The 17,193-nt window shown below is 40.4% G+C and carries 19 protein-coding genes; 13 read left to right on the top strand and 6 right to left on the bottom strand.

What is annotated here, in order from left to right; genetic code table 11:
* Positions 1-6 precede the first annotated feature (6 nt).
* The 3 genes from LVD17_RS16930 (at position 7) to LVD17_RS16920 (ending at position 1,580) form a co-directional block, all read left to right on the top strand.
* On the top strand, positions 7-270 hold the full coding sequence (locus LVD17_RS16930; protein WP_233760196.1) for a hypothetical protein: 264 nt from the start codon (positions 7-9) through the stop codon (positions 268-270).
* Entirely contained in the window at positions 239-865 is a 627-nt protein-coding gene (locus LVD17_RS16925; protein ID WP_233760195.1) for a hypothetical protein, read from the top strand. Before LVD17_RS16930 ends, LVD17_RS16925 begins: the two co-directional genes overlap by 32 nt.
* 85 nt (positions 866-950) lie before the next feature.
* Positions 951-1,580: a trimeric intracellular cation channel family protein gene (locus LVD17_RS16920; protein ID WP_233760194.1), complete on the top strand. Its 630-nt coding sequence runs from the start codon at positions 951-953 to the stop codon at positions 1,578-1,580.
* On the opposite strand, the gene LVD17_RS16915 is transcribed toward LVD17_RS16920, so the two are convergent.
* On the bottom strand, positions 1,577-2,143 hold the full coding sequence (locus LVD17_RS16915) for a thioredoxin family protein (RefSeq protein ID WP_233760193.1): 567 nt from the start codon (positions 2,141-2,143) through the stop codon (positions 1,577-1,579). The two genes, LVD17_RS16920 and LVD17_RS16915, sit on opposite strands and share 4 nt — an antisense overlap.
* 58 nt (positions 2,144-2,201) lie before the next feature.
* Positions 2,202-3,110, bottom strand: a complete 909-nt coding sequence (gene miaA, locus LVD17_RS16910) for a tRNA (adenosine(37)-N6)-dimethylallyltransferase MiaA (protein ID WP_233760192.1) — start codon at positions 3,108-3,110, stop codon at positions 2,202-2,204.
* A 100-nt stretch (positions 3,111-3,210) separates the two neighbouring features.
* Between miaA and LVD17_RS16905 the strand changes: the two genes are divergently transcribed.
* The 5 genes from LVD17_RS16905 to LVD17_RS16885 are packed head-to-tail and all read left to right on the top strand — an operon-like array spanning position 3,211 to position 8,536.
* A complete protein-coding gene (locus LVD17_RS16905; protein ID WP_233760191.1) occupies positions 3,211-5,574 on the top strand; it encodes a PAS domain-containing hybrid sensor histidine kinase/response regulator in 2,364 nt (787 codons plus the stop codon).
* A 5-nt stretch (positions 5,575-5,579) separates the two neighbouring features.
* A complete protein-coding gene (locus LVD17_RS16900) occupies positions 5,580-5,948 on the top strand; it encodes a response regulator (RefSeq protein WP_233760190.1) in 369 nt (122 codons plus the stop codon).
* Between the two features lies 1 nt (position 5,949).
* Positions 5,950-6,225 carry a hypothetical protein gene (locus LVD17_RS16895; protein ID WP_233760189.1) on the top strand — a complete coding sequence of 92 codons (276 nt, stop codon included), beginning with the start codon at positions 5,950-5,952 and terminating at the stop codon, positions 6,223-6,225.
* Entirely contained in the window at positions 6,222-6,983 is a 762-nt protein-coding gene (locus LVD17_RS16890; protein WP_233760188.1) for an MBL fold metallo-hydrolase, read from the top strand. The genes LVD17_RS16895 and LVD17_RS16890 overlap by 4 nt, the downstream gene beginning before the upstream one ends.
* Positions 6,983-8,536, top strand: coding sequence for an NFACT RNA binding domain-containing protein (locus LVD17_RS16885; protein WP_233760187.1), 1,554 nt, complete (start codon positions 6,983-6,985; stop codon positions 8,534-8,536). Before LVD17_RS16890 ends, LVD17_RS16885 begins: the two co-directional genes overlap by 1 nt.
* A 19-nt stretch (positions 8,537-8,555) precedes the next feature.
* Here LVD17_RS16885 and pyk read toward each other — a convergent pair whose 3' ends face one another.
* Together pyk and LVD17_RS16875 are read right to left on the bottom strand one after the other, a co-directional pair.
* Positions 8,556-9,986: a pyruvate kinase gene (gene pyk, locus LVD17_RS16880; RefSeq protein ID WP_233760186.1), complete on the bottom strand. Its 1,431-nt coding sequence runs from the start codon at positions 9,984-9,986 to the stop codon at positions 8,556-8,558.
* Between the two features lie 2 nt (positions 9,987-9,988).
* Positions 9,989-10,408: an IPExxxVDY family protein gene (locus tag LVD17_RS16875; protein WP_233760185.1), complete on the bottom strand. Its 420-nt coding sequence runs from the start codon at positions 10,406-10,408 to the stop codon at positions 9,989-9,991.
* A 153-nt stretch (positions 10,409-10,561) separates the two neighbouring features.
* Between LVD17_RS16875 and LVD17_RS16870 the strand changes: the two genes are divergently transcribed.
* From LVD17_RS16870 to nadE, 4 genes are read left to right on the top strand one after another with little or no spacing between them, the layout of a single operon-like run.
* Complete coding sequence (locus tag LVD17_RS16870; protein ID WP_155175817.1) at positions 10,562-10,798, top strand: acyl carrier protein; 237 nt, start codon at positions 10,562-10,564, stop codon at positions 10,796-10,798.
* 38 nt (positions 10,799-10,836) lie between these two features.
* The gene (gene fabF, locus LVD17_RS16865) at positions 10,837-12,084 is read left to right on the top strand and encodes a beta-ketoacyl-ACP synthase II (RefSeq protein ID WP_233760184.1); all 1,248 of its coding nucleotides are present in this window, start codon (positions 10,837-10,839) and stop codon (positions 12,082-12,084) included.
* A gap of 5 nt (positions 12,085-12,089) precedes the next feature.
* On the top strand, positions 12,090-12,833 hold the full coding sequence (rnc, locus tag LVD17_RS16860) for a ribonuclease III (RefSeq protein ID WP_233760183.1): 744 nt from the start codon (positions 12,090-12,092) through the stop codon (positions 12,831-12,833).
* 46 nt (positions 12,834-12,879) lie between these two features.
* Complete coding sequence (gene nadE, locus LVD17_RS16855) at positions 12,880-14,751, top strand: NAD(+) synthase (RefSeq protein ID WP_233760182.1); 1,872 nt, start codon at positions 12,880-12,882, stop codon at positions 14,749-14,751.
* A gap of 38 nt (positions 14,752-14,789) precedes the next feature.
* Here nadE and LVD17_RS16850 read toward each other — a convergent pair whose 3' ends face one another.
* Positions 14,790-14,990, bottom strand: a complete 201-nt coding sequence (locus LVD17_RS16850; protein ID WP_233760181.1) for a WG repeat-containing protein — start codon at positions 14,988-14,990, stop codon at positions 14,790-14,792.
* Positions 14,962-15,762: a WG repeat-containing protein gene (locus tag LVD17_RS16845; protein ID WP_233760180.1), complete on the bottom strand. Its 801-nt coding sequence runs from the start codon at positions 15,760-15,762 to the stop codon at positions 14,962-14,964. The genes LVD17_RS16850 and LVD17_RS16845 overlap by 29 nt, the downstream gene beginning before the upstream one ends.
* 229 nt (positions 15,763-15,991) lie before the next feature.
* On the opposite strand from LVD17_RS16845, the gene LVD17_RS16840 reads away from it, so the two are divergent.
* Positions 15,992-17,167 carry a prolipoprotein diacylglyceryl transferase gene (locus LVD17_RS16840; RefSeq protein WP_233760179.1) on the top strand — a complete coding sequence of 392 codons (1,176 nt, stop codon included), beginning with the start codon at positions 15,992-15,994 and terminating at the stop codon, positions 17,165-17,167.
* The last annotated feature ends 26 nt before the right edge of the window (positions 17,168-17,193 follow it).

Genomic DNA, 17,193 nt, shown 5'->3' with positions numbered 1-17,193 from the left:
AATCCAATGGCAAAAATTAAGGTAAAAATTAACGCTCCGGCCCCGTCTATAGAAACCATTCACCAGTACCGTAACTTCAACCGTTTCATGGACCAGTATAAAAAGTACTATTCCACCATCGGAATCAGGGACATGCTTTATAATGACAGGAAAAAGCTGGTCTTCATTGTAATTATTATTCTGTTTCTAATGTTGCTTTTGTTCGTAGACGACCTGCATGGTACAGAATCGGAAAAACATGAAAAATCTAAAATCGAACGGCTGGATTAGGGCAGGTCTTTTCATGCTGCTTTTTGCAATCACGCAGAAAATTGTACTCGCCCAATATATTGAGTCACATGAAGTTTACGCCATTAATGCAGGTGATTCTACACTATCTGAAAAATTTATAGAAGCAATTTGCCTGGCTGCCCGTACAAAGTCAGGCTCAGATCGTCCGGGGCTTCCCTCCCACCTTGAGGCATTGATCATACTTGCCGCCGGCACCGGATACCATGATGCCGACCAGTCTCAAAAAAGCCTGAGATGGCACCGAAAATTTGGTAATAGTTGCTATTGCTCCGGTTCCTGCAAATTTCCTGAAGGCAATATTCTCCGACAGGTTGTTCATGCTGACTTTCGGGAGTTTGCCAACATTGTAGGCCCAAACAACAGGCTTTCTCTTGACTTACTTCAACCCGATGCCACTGATGGGTTAAACATTTTCGAATATATTAATAAGGAACGCATAGATATAGAGGCCAGCCATAACGACAAAAGGTTTGAATTTCAACAGGATGAAAGATGGAAAAACCTCATGTTTTTTTACTTCCTCTTTTCAGAATACAGGGTAGTGCTAATGCGTCAGATGGAGGAAGGGCAATAATCATAAAATTTGTCATATAGTGATCTCATGTATTACAACCTCCAATATGTAACTTAGCTACTTCTTATACCATCAATGATGTTTTATGTCCCTTTTATATGCCCTTGATATTATAGGTACTTTTGTTTTCGCGATCAGTGGTATCCGGCTGGCCGCAAAAAAGAAGATGGATCTGTTCGGCGCACTGGTTATTGGTTTTGTTACCGCGGTTGGTGGGGGTACCACAAGAGATGTTCTGCTGGGAAGTTATCCGGTAGCCTGGGTACAGGATATCAACCTGCCACTTACCATCGCTCTGGCCGTGCCTTTCACTTTTATTTTCAGAAAATACATTGTTAACCTCAAGAGAACTTTCTTTGTTTTTGATACTATCGGTATCGCACTGTTTACCATAAGTGGAATGCAAAAGGCATTATCTACTGATATTCATCCTGCACTCGCTATCGTAATGGGTATGGTATCCGCGGTTATGGGTGGTGTAATACGGGATATCCTCTGCAATGAGATTCCGTTGATTTTCAGAAAGGAGATTTATGCCACTGCTTGCCTGGCCGGTGGTTTTGTATTCTTCCTCCTCGACTATTATACCGGGCTTACGGAAAATATTATTTATCTGATTACTACTGTGGTAATTATCGTTATCAGGGTGGTATCTATAAAGTATGACCTATCTATGCCCAAAATGAAGGATGCCCCCACAGAACAGGACGATTAGTTTATACTCGACTCGAAAGTTTTTTCCCACTCTGCCCAGGCAGTGTTTTTATAGTGGTCTCCTCCAATGTATTTAATTATTTTTTCAAACTGCTCGGGCTTCTGATATCCCGGCATAGGCTGGATCATATTAAAATCTTCATCTAAGAAAACGACTGTTGGGTAGCTGAGTTTATTATTGAGAAGGGAGGCTGCTAATTGATGATAACCTCTTCGTCCTGATTCTACATACTTGAAGGTATGCCCTCTGAATTCAATATCCTCAGTTTGTTCGGCATCAAGCTTTACAGGGTAATAATTTTCATTCAGGTATTTTGCTATTTCGGGCTGACTAAAAGTATTTTTATCCATTACTTTACACCAGCCACACCAATCTGTATATACATCTATAAAAATTTTCTTTTTTTCCGTTTTAGATTTTTCAACGGCCTCTTCAAAGCTCATCCATTTTACAGGACTATTCGCAGCAGGCTTTTTTACTTTCTTTTCCGGCATGAATGCCGAATTACCCAAAAAGACCAGTATAATAGCCAACGGAAATATAATTAATGCTCCTTTTCTCATAATTCTAAAGATATACGTCTAAAACGCCATTCAAGTTAAAATAATTTCAATTCAAATACTACTTATCACCACGCATTACTGTCCGAATATGCCCTAATATATGCTGATAATCATCAGGATGGAACCACGAAATTTCCGGGTCCCTGCCAAACCATGTCATTTGTCGCTTAGCGTAGCGCCGTGAGTTGCGTTTCAATAACCGTACCGCTTCATCATGATCATATGCTCCTTCAAGAAAATCGAATATTTCCTTATATCCAACGGTTTGCAGTGCATAATGATCTTTGTAAGGATGCAGCTGCCGGGCTTCATCAAAGAGGCCTTGAGCGATCATCTGATCCATTCTTTGATTGATACGAGCGTAAAGCTCCTCTCTGGGTCTCTCCAGGCCAATCTTTATTACTTCAAAACTCCGCTGCTTTTTGCTGTTTTTCCGGAGTTCGGAGTATTTTTCTCCCGTACCTATGCAAACTTCAAGCGCCCGGGTTATCCGCTGGGGGTTTTTACGGTCCACCACCTCATAATATTCCGGGTCAAGCTTCCTCAGTTCCTCTGCCAAAGCCTCGAGCCCCTCCTTAGCCAGCCTCTGATTAAGCTCATCCCTTATAGCAAGACTCACCCCCGGTATATCAGCCATACCTTCTGTAACGGCATTAATGTACAGCCCCGAACCACCCGTCATGATAAGACAATCCCTAACGAGGAGCAATTCCTCTATTTTTTGTAAAGCTTCCCTTTCGAAGTCTCCTGCATTAAATTTATCGTGGATTGAATGGGAGTTAACGAAATGGTGAGTCACCTGCTGAAGTTCCTTTTCGCTTGGTTTTGCCGTACCAATTTCCATTTCCCTGAAAAATTGCCGCGAATCGGCAGATATAATCTCGGTATCCAACGCTCCGGCAATATCTATGCACAAACTGGTTTTCCCCACAGCAGTTGGCCCTACAATAACTATCAAAAACTTCATCAAAAGTGGTTTTGAGCAAATTTACCATTTATAAAATGACTATACCAAAACAGCAGGAAGTGAATCTCGATTAACTATTATTTGTTATCTTCACGAGGAAATGAAGGATAGAACGAAAAAAGCTGAAGACCTCGTTGTTAAGGTAAATGAGCTGAAAGAAAAGCTCTTTGCCGAAAAGAACAAGAATTCTTTCACCAATTCAATTTTAGAAGGTGGCACTTTAATTATCTGGGCAGTAAATAACGAATTTGAACTCATCTCCTTCAATCAAAATTATTTCAATTTCTTTCTTCAGGAAAACCCGGGTATTAAGGTTGGGTATGAAGAAAGAGGTGTCGTAAAAATTGCCAACTCCGATACTTTTTGGAAACAAAAATATAAACGTGCACTAACAGGCCGCTCTCACAACTTTGAGATCATGCTCAAAATCGAAGGCGAGGAGCAATGGAAAGAGGTCTTCTTAAATCCTATTTACGATACCCGCGGTGAAATCACCGGTGTTTCGGGGCTGGCTTATGACATCACTGAGAAAATGCAGTCCCGGATCGCTCTCATGAAGAGTGAAGAAAAATTCAGAAATATTTTTGAGTCGTTTCAGGATCTGTATTTCAGATGTGATTTCAATGGTAAATTAACGATGCTTAGCCCTTCGGTAAGTGACATCATGGGATACACTGAAGGTGAGCTACTGGGCAAACATGTTACCAATTTTTACCTTTATAATATTCAGACCAAGTTTCTGATCAGGAAACTGGCGCAGGAAAAGCGTGTCAGGAATTTTGAAGCCAGCGTCATTCATAAGTCGGGAAAAATCATTCCATGTATTTGTAATGTGAGGGTTATTCAGGATGAGCGAGGGCGCTTAAAGCATGTTGAAGGTGTAGCAAGGGATATCACCGAACTTAAACAAACCAACCAGGAACTACAAAGGTCAAAAGAGCTGGCCGAAAAGTCGCTTAAAATAAAAGAACGTTTTCTGGCAAATATGAGCCATGAGATAAGGACTCCTCTCAATGGCATAATAGGCATGATTCACCTTTTGGATGAAACTCAGCTGGATCCCAAACAAAAAAAGCATATCCGCACAGTCAAAAGTTCGGCTGATATTTTATTGAATATTCTTAACGACCTGCTCGACCTCTCCAAGATTGAAGCTGGAAAAATGGAACTGAAACACGTCCCCACTAGCACTGAAGCCATATTTGAAAAACTGACCTTGCTTTATCGGCAGCAAGCTAATGACAACCAGATCAATCTTAATTTTGTAAAAGGTGACAATATTCCCGAGTACATAGAAGTTGATGAAACCAAATTGATTCAGGTATATTCCAATCTCATTTCCAACGCCGTTAAATTCACCCAGCCTGGAGGTATGGTTACAGTCAGCCTCGAAATATATAAGAGAAAGAAAAGTGGCACCATACTAATGGAAGGGTATGTCAAAGACTCTGGTATTGGTATATCAAAAGCAGATCAAAGAAAACTATTTTCAAGCTTTACACAGCTTGACAGTTCGAGCAAAAAAAGTTATAAAGGTACTGGCTTAGGGCTGTACATTTCCCGCAAGATTGTAAGCTTGTTCAATGGAAAGATTGGTATTAAGTCCACTGAGGGTAAAGGAAGTAAGTTTTGGTTTACTTTCGAAACCATAGAAGTGGAAAAACCTGAAGAAGCTACTCGGCCAGCTACCAAAATTTCAAGATTAGACCATTCGCCAACCGTGCTGGTGGTGGATGACAATAATGTTAACCTTGATCTGGCTTACGAGATACTTAAAAATGCAGGTTGCAGGGTAACTACTGCATCAAGTGGCGAGAAAGCTCTGGTTCTATGCAAAGAGTTGTGCTACGACCTAATATTGATGGACATTCAAATGCCAGATATGGATGGTATAGAAGCCACTAAACAAATAAGAAAACAATGCAAAAAGCAAACGCCACCCATAATAGCCATGACTGCCTACTCCATGAAAGGCGATGAAGCGAAATATCTTGCTATTGGAATGGACGACTACATAGCTAAGCCGATCAATCCTACAATCTTAATCCAAAAAGTAAACCAGTGGACATCTGATGCAGCCGACGAAACAGAGGTACAAAAAGAAAAGAACGATAAACATCAGACAATTAACCAAAACACCTTAGATTTACTTAAACAATATGCCGGAGAAGAAGCCGTACAGGAAGCTTTGGATGAGTTTAACGAAGAGTGCCGTATGCAGATCAGGGACAGTGCCAAAATGTTTGAAAGCAAAAACATTAAGGAAGTTTTAGATATTTTACATACATTGAAAGGCAATGCGGGTACGCTCGGAGTTGAAAAAATGGCCTTCCAGGCCGCAAAAATGGAAGACGAATTAAAAGAAAAAAATTATTCTAATTTTGTCGGGGATTTACAGTTTCTTAAGTCCCTTCATGATGAATTTATTAAAGAAACTAAAAAGGTTGGACCAAAAACAAACTAAATAGAATGGCAAAGAAAATCTTACTTGCGGATGATAGCCCGGTAATACAAACCTTGTCAAAAAAAATATTCCAGGGGCAAGGGTATGATTTTAAAGGTATAAAAACAGGAACGCGTGTTCTTGATGAAATCGAGAACAATGATTATGATGTTATTATACTGGACATTATACTGCCTGGTGCTGATGGCATGGAACTCGCCAAAAAGATCAGAGGTTTAAAGGACAAGAAAAAAGCAGAAATGCCAATAATTGCCATATCAGGCAACTACAAAAATTATTCAAAATCAGATTTTGACGAAGCAGGTATTAACGAGTATCTGATCAAACCTTTGGATTACGATGCTCTCGTAAATGCTGTAAAAAAATACACATAAAATGAGTGTTAAGTACTCTAAGCATTTTTTGAATAAGCTTGAAGATCTACTGGCTGAAACCGAATATATTCTTAGATACGAAAGAGGTAACTTTAAGTCAGGCTGGTGCATTCTCAATGAGAATAAAGTAATTATTGTCAATAAGTATTATGCAATGGACGGTAAGATCAATTGTCTTTTAGATATTATAAAAACGGTTGATATAGATAAAAACCAGCTAAGCGACAAAAACCGAAAATTATATTTAGAACTGGCACAAACCGAACTTGAGCTTTGAGAATTACACTTCTAGGAACCGGAACATCCCAGGGTGTGCCTGTCATTGCTTGCGGCTGTACAGCATGTCAATCTCTCGACTTCAGAGATAAGAGGTTGCGCACATCCATTCATATTGAGAAAGATGGCCAAAGCTTTGTAATAGATACGGGGCCGGATTTCAGACAACAAATGCTCAGAGAAGGCGTCAAAAAACTTGACGCCGTTATTTTTACTCATGAGCACAAAGACCATACAGCGGGTCTTGATGACGTAAGAGCCTTTAACTTTCGTCAGAAAAAAGATATGCCCATTTATGGCAGGCCAAATGTTATTGCCCAGTTAAAACAGGAGTTTAGCTACGCATTTGGAGAAAAAAAATATCCGGGCGTCCCCCAACTGGAGGTACACACTATTGACAACACCCCATTTTCCATAGCAGGTATTAATTTTACACCTATAGAAGTAATGCACTTACGATTACCTGTATTTGGATTCAGGGTTGGGGACTTCACCTATATAACAGATGCCAACTACATAAGCCCCGAAGAAAAAGATAAGATAAGAGGTACCAGGGTGCTTGTATTAAATGCCTTGCAAAAGGAACCTCATGTCTCACATTTCAACCTTGATGAGGCGGTAGAGCTGGCACTTGAAATAAAAGCCGAGGCAACCTACTTCACTCATATCAGTCATAGAATGGGGCCTCACAAACAAGTAGACGACCTGCTCCCGGAAGGGATAAACCTTGCCTACGACGGATTGGTTATAGATTTGTAATGCACAACAACTATTATTTCTTAAAAGACCTAAGCGCTCAACTAGATCATAAACTGACTGGTTTACAGCTTGTCGAGGCTTTTTCTCAAAACAAAAATGAACTGGTAATTGGTTTTACAGGTCAGACCGAAGAGTTCTACATCAAGGCCCATCTCGACCCTGCCTTTTGTTGCCTGTCCTTTCCTGAAGGTTTCAGCCGGGCCCGGAAAAACAGTGTAGACCTCTTCACTGACATATCCATGGCTGTAGTTGAGCAAGTACGGCAATTTGATAATGAACGTTCCTTTGTCATAATATTTCAAAACAATTATCAACTGTTATTCAAAATGCATGGTAACCGATCCAACATTGTCTTATTCAAAGATGATGTGGTTACCGAGGTGTTTAAGAAAAGCCTGAAAAAAGATTTTGAAATTAGCATCACAAACCTGGACCGACCGATAGATCAAACTTATAACGCCTTTGTACAGCAAGGCGGAGATTATAAGGAACTGTTCCCCACCTTTGGAAAGGTAATTAAAAAGCATCTTTTGGAAAGAGGTATTAAGGCCATGGATACGGATTCATCATGGGAATTGATAGAAGAGACGGTGGCACAACTTACAGATCAAAAGTATTATATAACAAAAATTGACAACCAGCTACATCTCAGCTTATTGAGGATAGGGTCAGTACAACATGAATTTAATAACCCTCTTAAAGCTATTGACCATTTCTTCATACAATATATTAGCGAACACGCCTTGTATAGCATAAAAAATGAAGCACTTCTCGATATCAATAAACAGCTTAGGCAGAGTGAGAGTTATGTAAAGAAAACCCAGAAAAAACTTGAGGAAATAGAAAGCAGGCTCAACTACAGTATATTAGCTGATATTTTGATGGCTAACCTTCATCAAATTAGCCCTAAAGCTGAGGAGGTTACCCTCCAAAATTTCTATGACAACAACACACCTCTTACTATTAAGTTAAAACGTGACCTTTCACCCCAAAAAAATGCCGAAGCATTTTACCGCAAATCCAAAAATCAGTCTGTAGAAATAGAAAACCTAAAAACCAACCTTAAGCAAAAGCTAAAAACTATTGAAGCTCTGGAAGAGCAAAAGTTGATAATAGAGGAAGAACAAAACCTGAAGGCGCTTCGCAATCTTGTAAAAAAGGATCAGCATCAATCATCAAAAAAGAAAGAACATCTGCCATTTAATACCTTCACTTATGACGGTTTTGATATATGGGTGGGTAAAAATGCACGAAGCAATGACCTGATGCTACAGCAGTACTCTTTTAAAGATGACCTTTGGTTACACGCCAAGGATGTAAGCGGATCGCACGTACTTATCAAACATAAGGCCGGTAAACCTTTCCCTAAAGATGTAATTGAAAAGGCGGCGGAACTGGCGGCGCATTTCTCCAAAAGGAAATCAGACACCCTTTGTCCGGTTATTGTAACCCCAAGAAAGTTTGTAAGAAAAAGAAAGGGAGATCCCGCAGGGGCCGTGATGGTAGATAAAGAGGAAAAAACTTTACTTGTCAGGCCCAACAATTGGTCCTGACAAGTAAAGATGCAAATGCCTACTCAACAACATTCAGTTTAACTGTATTTGTCCGTCCGCGTGCGTGTATAGGCATGCTTGCTGTGGTAATGAATATATCTCCACTTTGGATATGGCCTTTTTCTTTTAGGATTTCCTCTATATCGGCAAAAGTATCATCCGTTGAAACCTCCTTATCATAGTAGTAACCTCTCACTCCCCAGATAAGGTTTATGGTATTTAACAACGGCCTGTTGCTGGTAAATATAAATATGTTGGCCTTTGGCCGGTGCGACGAAAGCTTAAAGGCTGTATATCCTGATTGGGTCATACCTATAATTGCCTTTGCCTTGGATGCTTTTGCCAGTCTGCATGCCGCCAGCACCAATGTATTATTATAAAACAAAGGATCATCCTGATCAGGTAGGTCATGACGAAAATATACATCGGCTTGTCTCTCAACACTGGTAATGGTTTTAACCATACTCCTGATCACTTCTACAGGGTAAGCTCCGGCAGCCGTCTCGGCAGAAAGCATCAATGCGTCGGCTCCGTCCATTACTGCGTTAGCCACATCATTGGTTTCCGCTCTCGTAGGTCTCGGGCTCTCAATCATGCTTTCCATCATCTGGGTGGCAATAATTACAGGTTTAGCCAGTTTGTTGCATTTTCTTACGATCATCTTTTGTGCCATTGGCACTTCTTCCATAAATATCTCCACACCCAGGTCACCACGTGCCACCATTACAGCATCTGCTGCATCTATAATAGCATCTATATTCCCTATGGCTTCCGGCTTCTCTACCTTGGCTATAATCTTGGTTTGTTTTCCTGCAGCCTTAATTCTCTCCCTGAGATTATTAATGTCGTCAGCCGTTCTTACAAAAGAAAGAGCCACCCATTCAACGTCATTGGCCAGCCCAAACTCCAGATCTTTTACATCTTTATCGGTTAAAGAAGGAGCAGAAACTTTGGTAAAAGGCATATTAATACCTTTTCTGGATTTTAGTTTGCCCCCGTACACAACCTCCGTTACTACCTCAGTATTTTTGATATCTGTAACCTTTAATTCTATCTTCCCATCATCGATAAGGATCATATCTCCCACCGCTACATCTTTAGGGAGGTCCTGATAAACAGTACTGGCCATCTTTGAATGCCCTACAATCTCTTCAATAGTAATTGTAAATTGCTGACCGGATTTAAGCTTTGCGCCTTTCTCCACTTCTCCGACCCTGATCTTCGGTCCCTGAAGGTCCTGCAGGAGACAAACGCAGGCGTTCATTTCTTCATTCAATTCACGTACACTCTTTATTACTTTAAGGTGGTCTTCATGTGTACCGTGTGAAAAGTTAAGTCTGAAAATATCAACTCCCTCTTCGATGAGCTTTTTCAGAATTTTTTTATCGCTCGAGGCTGGCCCGACAGTAGCGATGATCTTTGTCTTATTAAATTGTATTTGTTGATCCATAATCAAGTTAAAAAGTTGTCTTTAGACTTCAGTTTTTCTACTTCGATGGCGGCAATATATTCAATCCATGTGACTTCTTTTAATTCTTTTAAAATTTCTTCTTTTGCAAACGATTGCGACTGCTCATCTATTTTTATCACATAGTCAAAGTGCGGTAATTCTGGTATTAAATAGGCATTTTCACCCTCTACTGACCTGTTCCTGAAGAGCCTGAAACACTTGCCATCAACCTGGTAAAGATAGTTGCTGAAAGAGGTCTTCCCACCCCCTTTCATTTCAATGGTATAGTCCTCCTGTTTTACCAGCCGGATATCCAGTTTCTTGTTTATAGCCCAGGCCAGTTTATAGAATTTGACGGAGGCAATTACCCCTATTAATTCAAACTCATATTCGTACTCAACAATCAGCCGGGTCTTTTTCATACCATCAAAGTTCTTTAAATTTATGCGTATACAGTGAGTTTTTAAGGAAATTTTAGCAATTTAGCGCCGTCAATAACTTTAATTAAATTGTTTGACATTAATACATTTAATGTATTTCTTTGCAGATATTTTAACTATTAAATCATTAAAAACATGTCTGAAATAGCACAAAAAGTTAAATCAATCATTATTGATAAATTGGGAGTTGAAGAGTCAGAGGTTACTCCTGAAGCAAGTTTCACTAACGATTTAGGAGCCGATTCTTTAGATACTGTTGAATTGATCATGGAATTTGAGAAAGAATTCAACATTTCTATTCCTGATGATCAGGCAGAGAATATATCAACAGTTGGCCAGGCCATCTCTTACTTGGAAGAAAACGTAAAATAATATAAACCACCCTCTTTATTCATTTCTAAACTTCTTTTATGACGTTAAGAAGAGTTGTAGTAACAGGCATAGGCGCACTCACACCCATAGGAAACACGGCCCCGGAGTACTGGGAAGGCCTTAAGCATGGTGTAAGCGGTGCCGCTCGTATAACCAGATTCGATCCAGAGAAATTTCGTACGCAATTCGCATGTGAGGTTAAGAACTTCGATGCAGAGCAGCATTTTGACAGAAAAGAGGCCCGTAAAATGGATCCTTTCACTCAATATGCCATGGTAGTTGCTGATGAAGCTATTAAAGACTCGAAATTAGACCTGGAAGCTATAGACTTGAATAAAGCAGGGGTAATATGGGGCTCAGGTATCGGCGGACTTAAAACATTTCAGGAGGAAGTTAAGAGTTATGCCAACGGTGATAACACGCCGAGGTTTAACCCATTCTTCATCCCTAAAATGATCGCTGATATCAGTGCCGGATATATCTCCATCAAGTATGGATTCCATGGACCAAATTTTGTTACCGTTTCGGCATGTGCATCAGCCACCAATGCGCTAATAGACGCATTGAACTACATCAGGCTCGGGCATATGGATGTTGCCATTTCAGGTGGTAGCGAAGCCGCTGTAACAGAAGCAGGCATGGGAGGATTTAATGCCATGAAGGCACTTTCGGAACGCAACGACTCCCCGGAAACAGCATCCAGGCCCTTTGATAAAGACAGGGACGGATTTGTATTGGGCGAAGGTGCAGGCGCTCTTATTCTTGAGGAATACGAGCATGCCAAAGCACGCGGAGCTAAAATATACGCTGAAATAATAGGAGGAGGCATGTCTGCAGATGCTTATCATATTACAGCACCACACCCCGAGGGGCTTGGTGCAACCAATGTAATGATAAACGCACTTGCCGATGCGAAGATAAAACCGGAAGATGTAGATTATATCAACGTTCATGGTACATCAACTCCGCTTGGTGATATTAGCGAAACATTGGCCATCAAAAAGGTTTTTGGTGATCATGCTTACAAGCTCAATATTAGCTCTACAAAATCCATGACAGGCCACCTGCTTGGAGCTGCCGGAGCTATTGAAGCAGTAGCTTGTGTGATGGCAATACAAAACAATATTGTACCGCCAACCATCAACCATTTTACAGATGACGATCAATTGGACAATAAATTAAATTTGACTTTTAATAAAGCCCAGGAGAGAGAGATCAATGTAGCGCTAAGCAATACATTTGGGTTCGGAGGACATAACACCTCTATTATTTTTAGAAAAATTTAAGAACTGTGCATCGTGCTGTAAGGCGCTTCATTAATATTTTTAAGAGAAAATCTGAAAAAGACAAAAGGCTTATTACCGCTATTAAGACAATTGTCGGTAGTAAGCCTTTTAACCTAGAACTATACAGACTTGCCATAAAACACAGCTCTGTAGCCAAACATAACAGCCAGGGACTAAGAGAGTCCAATGAGAGGCTCGAATACTTAGGCGATGCCATTCTCGGAGCTGCTGTAGCCGACTATCTCTTCAAAACTTTCCCCTTCAAAGAAGAAGGTTTTCTCACCGAGATACGGTCCAGGATCGTAAACAGAGAATCATTAAATAACATAGGCAAAAGAATAGGCCTTAATCAGGTTGTTGAGTACGACCAAAAGAAAAAAGGCAAACTATCCCACAAGTCCTTATACGGTGATACACTCGAAGCTATCGTTGGCGCTGTTTATCTGGACAAAGGGTATTCATACTGCAAGCACTTCATTATAGACAAGCTCATCATCCCCTACCTGAACATCGATGAAGTCATAAAATCAAACCCAAATTACAAAAGCAAGATTATTGAATGGTCTCAAAAAGAAAATAGAGATGTTAAGTTTGAGATCATCAGTGTTAAAAATGAGAAACATCACCGGGAGTTTACCGCCCAGGTATTTGTAGACGATGAACCCCTTGGCAAAGGGTTTGGGCACAGTAAGAAAAAAGCTGAGCAGGACGCCGCCCAAAAGTCATGTGAACTATTGGACTTAAACTAAAGATTCCGATATTCGCTATCGATTTCAGATCAAAACATATCCGTACGTGTCTAAATTCAGAATAGCAGGAGCTACATTAAATCAAACTCCCCTGGCATGGGAAAACAACCTTAACAACATCCGCGAAGCCATAAACCATGCCATTGAGAAAGGTGTGGACATATTATGCCTGCCTGAGTTGTGCATTACAGGCTATGGCTGTGAAGATGTATTTCTCAGCGAATGGCTTTATATAAAAGCTATGAACTGTCTGCTTGAGGCAAAAACCTATTGCAAGAACATTACAGTAGCTATAGGCCTCCCTGTAAAACATGAGGGCTGCTTTTACAATGCCACCTGCCTTATTCGCAATGAGCAAATTCTGGGGTTCTATGCCAAACAAAATATGGCCGGTGACGGTGTGCATTATGAACCCAGATGGTTCACCCCCTGGAAGCCAGAAGTAACAGATAAAATCGTAATCGGGGAAGATGAGTATGAGTTTGGCGATATCATATTTGAAATTGAAGACGTTAAGATTGGTTTTGAAATATGTGAAGACGCCTGGCGGCAAATACGTCCCGCATGTCGATTGTTTGAAAAGAAAGTCAACCTTATACTTAACCCAAGTGCAAGTCATTTTGCTTTCGAAAAAACCCGCCTGCGGGAAAAACTGGTTGTAGATAGCTCGAAAAACTTTCATTGCACCTATGTATATGCCAACCTGTTGGGCAATGAGGCAGGAAGGATGATCTATGACGGCGAAATACTAATAGCACGCTATGGAAAGCTGATCAAAAGAAATGAGTGGCTTTCCTATAAAAATATGCAGCTCCAATATGCCGATATAGATTTTAGCAATGAGCACGAAGTATATCCTGCACCCGGCGAGTGGCCAAGAGATAAAAATACCGAATTCGTTAAAGCATCTTCACTCGCATTATTCGATTATCTCAGAAAAAGCCATAGTAACGGCTTTGTATTATCACTAAGCGGCGGGGCCGATTCTTCCTCAATAGCTGTATTAGTTGCTGAGATGGTAAGGCGAGGAGTTGAAGAACTGGGTATTGAAGGTTTCGTAAATAAAACGGGTATAAAAACACTTGGAGCAGTCAATAATACAGATGAGTCATCAGCCATTAAATATATAACTTCCCAGGTACTTACCTGCGCATATCAAGGCACTGTAAATAGTTCTGAAGCTACATTCCGGTCTGCAAAAGAGCTGGCAGACTCCATTGGTGCTACCTTTTACTCCTGGTTAATTGATGATGAAGTCAACTCATACACAAAAAAAATTGAAAAGGTTTTAAACAGGCCGCTTACCTGGGAAACTGATGACATTGCTCTTCAAAACATCCAGGCCCGTTCACGGTCTCCTATCATCTGGATGTTGGCAAACATAGAAAGTGCGCTGCTACTCACTACCTCTAACCGGAGCGAGGCAGATGTAGGATACGCCACCATGGACGGAGACACTAGTGGAAGTATTGCACCCATAGCGGCTGTTGATAAACACTTTATTATTACCTGGCTACGATGGGCCGAGAGAAATCTAAACTACAAAGCGCTGAATTATGTCAACAATCTTCAGCCCAGTGCAGAATTGCGCCCATTGGCGCAGGAGCAAACCGATGAAGCAGACTTGATGCCCTATCCTATTATTGTCGAGATTGAAAAACTGGCAATCAGAGATCATAAATCACCCGTTGAAGTTTACCATGCGCTAAACGCAGTAAAACTGGAAAGCAGTGCCTTGCTGAAGGCACATATAGCGAAGTTTTTCAGACTTTGGAGCCGTAACCAGTGGAAACGGGAACGTACCGCCCCGGCATTTCATCTGGATGATTTTAATGTCGACCCCAGAACGTGGTGCCGTTTCCCTATTCTTTCAAGTGGATTTGAAACAGAATTGAAGGAGTTGGAAGGGCTGGATTAGGCAGGAGATGAAGCAGCACATTCGATGAACATATCCCGCTAATTTTCGGTAGTTACAAATTTATGTTCTTTGTAAACGTAGTTTCCTTGCTTATCAATCCAGGCGCGCACATAGCCATAACCATTTACATAATGGGAAGATACCCATGCCAACCCATTTTTAAAGGATGAAGCATATTCATACTTGAAAGCAATAATTACTTTTCCTTCTTTATTGATATATCCATATTTTCCCTCCATACCGGCTGCTATTAATCCCTCTGACAGAATATCCAAGATAAGTATACTTAATAGGCACTACTATTTCACCTTCCTTATCAATCATTCCCCATAGCCCATCTTTTTGTACCGGCGCCATATCTCCCCGAAACTGACCGGTGCTTTCATATACAGCAGGTATTACTATTAGTCCATTTTTATCAACATACCCATCCAGCCCATCAATGGTTACAGATGCCAGCCCCTCAGAAAAATCTTCGGCAGATTCGTACGTTACGGGTATTACATAGTCTCCCCATTTATTAATAAAGCCATATTTATCTCGTTCCATTACACAACCATAGCCTTCTGCAAATGACGAAGCTAAATCAAATTTTGGTTTCACAATCACATTTCCTGCTTTATCAATATACCCCCACATACCATTTTCAAACTCTACCGGCGCCAGCCCGCCCGAAAAGCCAAACCCTCCGTTGTATATAAAGTCAACAACTACTCGACCACTTGTATCAATAAATCCATACTTTTCATTTAAATATACTCCAGCCAATCCCTCTGAAAAAGATGTACGGTATTGATATCTGGGAGAGATCACCATCTCGCCCTTTGGATTAATAAATCCCATTTTCCCATTAACCTCTACAATACTCATACCTTCATGAAAACGGCCGGCATACACATATTGTGGCTCTATAATAGCCCCGCCATTTTTATTAATAAAACCATATAGGCCATTTTCTCTAATATCAAACAAATCCATATCCTGAGCTAGGATGGTACTCTGGTTGAGCATTTAACGAGCCAGATAAAGTTGCCGACGTATTTTGTTGCTCCGATTGCTGATTTTGGCTCATGCAGTTTTTTGATTAATAGCCAAACATAGACATTTCTGGTATCATTAAAATAAAAAGATTAACTTTTCTTAGGCTACATTATCAAAATTACCAATGATTGTCAATTACAATAAAAACCTTTAACAATAGTTTAATTGCCAATTATACTGAGATAGTTATATTTGTCGCATGTCAATTTTAAGTTACATTATCTGGAACACTGATCCGGAGTTTTTTACCATACCTTTGCTTGACCGACCTGTTCGTTATTACGGACTACTGTTTGCACTGGCATTTCTTGTTACTCAGCAGATTATGTTCTACATCTACCGAAAAGAGGGAAAACCTGAAAGGGATGTGGAAACGCTGACTATATATATGGTAATAGCAACCATACTGGGCGCTCGTCTGGGACATGTTTTGTTTTATGAACCGGACAAATATCTGTCAAATCCTATAGATATTCTTAAAATTTGGGAAGGAGGCCTCGCAAGCCATGGTGCCGCATTCGGAATTCTATTTGCACTTTGGGTATATGTTAACTATAAGATAATAATAAACCTTAACCCATTCTCAAAGCCTAAAAAACGCTTTGTTTTTGAGAAACAAAAAAGGCTTAACCAGAACTATCTTCAGGTAGTCGACAGAATTGTGATCGTTGTCGCTTTGGCCGGATGTATGATCCGAACGGGTAATTTCATGAATTCAGAAATATATGGTGTGCCTACCGAGTCTGAGTATGGTGTTATTTTTACACATGATATTGAACGGACCTTTGATACGTATTCCAGCCCTGTTAAAAGTATAGTGTTTGAAAAAGACAACTCCCGGGAGTTGAATAATCAGCGCTATGTGCCAGTTAAGCTTAAAATTGATTTCAAAAATCAACCGGAGATCATTAATGAGGAGAGCATTGAGTTTTACTTCAATGGTAAATTCAAGGAAACACTAAACTACTCCTACATTAGCGAGCACATTTACCAGCCCAGGGATCAGGCTCTCGATTACCAAATATCCAAAAATGCTGATGGGTCATTTAGTGCCACAGTTAATACCTACGGCATTCCACGGCACCCAACCCAACTCTATGAAGCGGGTACTTCATTGGCTATATTCTTCTTGCTCTTAGCGCTTTGGATGAAATATAAAAATGAAACTCCTCCTGGTTTGCTTCTTGGCCTATTCCTAATCCTCCTATTTGGCTTACGTTTTGTACATGAACTGTTTAAGGAAAACCAGGTATCCTTTGAAGATGAAATGACTTATAATATGGGGCAGATATTGAGTATCCCTTTGATCATAGCCGGCATTATTATTCTTTTCAGAGCTTTATCTAAAGGCAGACATAAAGAAACCGCAGGTTAAACAGCGGTATTTTCTTACATAGAGGA

This window comes from Fulvivirga ulvae, assembly GCF_021389975.1.
Taxonomy (GTDB): Bacteria; Bacteroidota; Bacteroidia; order Cytophagales; family Cyclobacteriaceae; genus Fulvivirga; species Fulvivirga ulvae.
This window is presented reverse-complemented; position numbering and strand designations above follow the sequence as displayed.